Origin of the sequence: Kitasatospora sp. NPDC093806, from assembly GCF_040683335.1 — a bacterium.
Classification (GTDB): Bacteria; Actinomycetota; Actinomycetes; order Streptomycetales; family Streptomycetaceae; genus Kitasatospora.
This window is the reverse complement of record NZ_JBFBDO010000235.1, coordinates 1-3,453: the sequence shown is the minus strand read 5'-3', so window position 1 is coordinate 3,453 and position 3,453 is coordinate 1. Positions and strand designations below refer to the sequence as shown.

4 protein-coding genes are annotated in these 3,453 nt (G+C 76.6%); 3 read left to right on the top strand and 1 reads right to left on the bottom strand.

The window, feature by feature from the left end; all coding sequences use genetic code 11:
* Window positions 1-852: EamA family transporter (locus AB0N76_RS39560; protein ID WP_363565701.1), on the top strand; the 852-nt coding region annotated here is incomplete at its 5' end.
* Between the two features lie 34 nt (window positions 853-886).
* Here the strand turns inward: AB0N76_RS39560 and AB0N76_RS39555 are convergent.
* Window positions 887-1,504, bottom strand: coding sequence for a TetR/AcrR family transcriptional regulator C-terminal domain-containing protein (locus AB0N76_RS39555; RefSeq protein ID WP_363565700.1), 618 nt, complete (start codon window positions 1,502-1,504; stop codon window positions 887-889).
* A 134-nt stretch (window positions 1,505-1,638) separates the two neighbouring features.
* Here AB0N76_RS39555 and AB0N76_RS39550 point away from each other — a divergent pair, with 134 nt between their 5' ends.
* Together AB0N76_RS39550 and AB0N76_RS39545 are read left to right on the top strand one after the other, a co-directional pair.
* On the top strand, window positions 1,639-3,078 hold the full coding sequence (locus AB0N76_RS39550) for an MFS transporter (RefSeq protein ID WP_363565699.1): 1,440 nt from the start codon (window positions 1,639-1,641) through the stop codon (window positions 3,076-3,078).
* 109 nt (window positions 3,079-3,187) lie between these two features.
* A partial coding sequence (locus AB0N76_RS39545; RefSeq protein ID WP_363565698.1) for an FAD-dependent monooxygenase occupies window positions 3,188-3,453 on the top strand: 266 nt, incomplete at its 3' end.

Here is a 3,453-nt window from a genome sequence, read left to right as displayed (position 1 = left end):
CTGTGGGGCACCACCGGCACCGCCGCCTCGCTCGCGCCCGCCGGAGCCCCGCCGGCGGCGATCGGCTCGGCCGGTCTCGCGCTCGGCGGCCTGCTGCTCCTGCTGTCCGACCGCACCGCCCGTTCGCTGCCCCGGACCTGCGCGCGCCATGAGCGCGGGCTGCTGCTCCTGGGCGCCATCGCGGTGGCCGGCTACCCGCTCACCTTCTACCCGGCCGTGGCCCGTACGGGGGTGGCCGAGGCCACCGTCATCGCGCTGGGCAGCGCGCCGGTCTTCACCGGGCTGCTGGCCTGGCTCACCGGACGGTCCCGGCCGGGCGCCCGCTGGGCCCTCGCCACGGCGACCGCGGTGCTCGGCTGCGCCGGGCTGGTCCTCGGCCCCCGGTTGAGCGGCGGCTCCGCCACCGTGGACCTCCTCGGCCTGCTGCTGGCGGCCCTCGCCGGGCTCTCCTACGCGGCGTACTCGCTGATCGGCGGCCGGCTCATCGCGCACGGGCACCCCTCGGCCGGGGTGATGGGGACGATGTTCGGCGGCGGCGCGCTGCTGGTCGCGCCGGTCCTGCTGCTCGGCGACGAGCGCTGGCTGGTGACCCCGCGCGGGGCGGCCGTCGTGCTCTACCTCGGCGCGGTCACCACCTTCCTGGCGTACCGGCTCTTCGGCACCGGCCTGCGGCACACCACCGCGCAGGCGGCCACCACGCTGACCCTGGCCGAACCCGCCGTCGCGGCCGTCCTGGGCGTCGCCGCCCTCGGGGAGCGCCTCCCGGCCGCCTCCTGGTGCGGACTCGCGGTCCTGACCGCGGCCCTGGCCGCCCTCACCCTCCCCGCGCCGCGCCGCCGCCGGACCGGCTGATCCGGCCCCGCTGGCACCGGCGGCTGACCGACGGTCAGTCGCCGGTGCGGCGGTCGAGGCCGTCGAGGATGAGCCGCAGACCGTACTCGAAGCGGTCGTCCGGGGTGCGCTCGGCCCAGTGCCGGATGGCCGCGCCGATGGCCGGGAAGTCGCCGGTCACGGCCGCGTCCGGGGTCGGCGTCAGGTCGGTGGTGGCGAGCTGGTGTTCCCGGCTCTGCTCCTCGATGACGTGGCCGAGCACGTAGTCCTGGACGGTGAAGAAGGCCAGCGCGGTCTCCGACTCCGGCACTCCGGCGGCGGCGAGGGCCCGGACGGCGGCCTCGCCGAACCCGAGGGTGTTGGGCAGCCGCACGTAGGTGCCGGACAGCACGCGGGCGCCGTCCCGGCGGGTGAGCAGGGCGCGCCGCAGCCGGCGGGCGAGTTCGGCGGTCCGCTCGCGCGGCGACAGCGCGGTGTCGACGTCGGCGACGCCGCTCATGATCTCCTCCGCGATGGCCTCCAGCAGGGCCTGCTTGTCGCGGTAGTGCCAGTACAGGGCGCTGGGGCCGACGCCCAGGGACGTGGCGAGGCGGCGCATGGTGAGGCCGTCCAGGCCCTCCTGGTCGAGCAGGCCGAGGGCTCCGGCGAGCACGTCCTCGCGGTGCAGGCGCACGCGGATCTCCTTGCTGGGCGGGCGGGTTGCGCCGACTCCGGCCCTGGTCACCCGCGTTGACACGGCACTGAGCCTACCCTAACCTGAACACCGTTCTACTAGAACACTGTTCAGGTTGGGAGTTCAGCTTGTCCATGCCCTCTGCTCCACCCGCCCCCGCCCCCGCCACCCCGCCGCGCCTGCTGCGGCCCGGCCGGCCCGTCACGGCGGCGGTGGCGATCGCCTGCACCGCCTCGTTCATGGTCGTGACGGACGGCGCGATCGTGAACGTGGCCCTGCCCGCCATGGGCGCCGACCTCGGCCTCGGCCCCGCCGCCGCCCGCTGGGTGGTCGACGCCTACCTGCTGGTGCTCGGCGGCTTCACCCTCCTCGCGGCCCGCGCCGGCGACCTCTTCGGCCGCCGGGTCACCCTCCAGGCGGGCCTGCTGCTGTTCACCGCCGCCAGCGCGCTCGGCGGCCTCGCCGGCAGCGGGCAAGCCCTGATCGCCGCCCGCGCCGCCCAGGGGCTGGGGGCCTCCGCACTGGCGACCTCGACCCTCGGCGTCGTCCTCGCCGCCACCGCCGACCGGCCCGAACTGCGCCGGCGCGCCATGTCGGCCTGGGCCGCGTCCAGTTCCTCGGCCGCCGCGCTCGGCGTCCTGATCGGCGGCATCCTCACCGAACACGCCGGCTGGCGCTGGGTCATGTACGTCAACGTGCCGGTCGGCATCGCCCTGCTGATCGCCGTCCGGCTCTGCCTGCAACCGGCCGACGTCCGCGGCTCCCTCGCCGGCCTCGACCTGCCCGGAGCCCTCGTCTCGACCACCGGCGTCGGCCTGTTGCTGTTCGGCCTCACCCACGGCGGCGAACGCGGCTGGACATCCCCCACCACCCTGGTCACCCTCGCCGCGGCCGTCCTGCTGCTCACCGCCTTCGTCCGCGTCGAGGCGCGCAGCGCGCACCCGCTGGTCCGGCTGCCGGTCTTCCGGCTGCCCGGCGTGCCGACTGGCAACCTCGTCGTGCTGCTGCTCGGTTCGAGCCTCACGGCCTCGCTGTTCCTGGTCTCCCAACTGATGCAGCAGGTCCTCGGCTACTCCGCCGAGCGGACCGGACTGGCCATGCTGCCGATGGGCCTCTGCCTGGCCGCGGCCGCGCTGGTCTCCCGGCGCCTGCTGGACGCCGGGGCGCGCCGACTGCCGCTCTACGGGGGCACCGCCGCGGCGGCCGGACTGCTGTGGCTCGCCGCCCTGCCGGCCGACGCCCGCTACCCGGTCGACCTGCTCGGGCCGCTGCTGCTGATCGGTTCCGGCCTCGGCCTGATGCTGATGTCCGCCACCACGGCGGCCACCGCCGCCGTCCCACCCGCCGAGGCCGGGCTCGCCTCCGGCCTGCTCAACACCTCCCGCCAGCTGGGCGGCGCCCTCGGCCTCGCCCTGCTCGGCGCCATCGCCCAGTCCGTGACGGCCGCCGAGGACGGCCCCGGAGCCGCCGCGCTCCTGCACGGCTCCCACGCGGCACTGCTCGCCGCCGCGGCGCTCAGCCTGCTCGGCGCGCTGGCCTCCCTCCTGCTGCCCGGCGCCCGCAGCCGCGCCTGACCCCGCCGCTCGTGAAAGCCCACCTCCTCCAAGCGCACCTCTTCCAAGCCCACCTCCTCCAAGCCCACCCCTGCCAAGCCCACCCCTTCACCCACCCGGAGACCACCCCGTGCACAGCGGCAAGCACCACCCCGTCCTGATCGTCGGCGGCGGCATCGTCGGCCTGACCGCCTCCCTCGCCCTCTCCCACCACGGCGTGCCCTCGCTCCTGGTCGAGGCCCACCCCGGCACCCACGACCACCCGCGCGCCCGCAGCCTCAACGCCCGCGCGATGGAGATCTACCGCGAACTCGGCGTGGCGGACGCCGTCCGCGCGGCCGGCGCCCCGCTGGCCCGCGCCGAGGGGCTGCACCGCGGCCCCGACCTCGCCACCGC

What these genes read in the sequence shown, in the direction of transcription:
- AB0N76_RS39550 (WP_363565699.1), top strand. Translation starts at nt 1,639, where the DNA reads ATGCCCTCTGCTCCACCCGCCCCCGCCCCCGCCACCCCGCCGCGCCTG.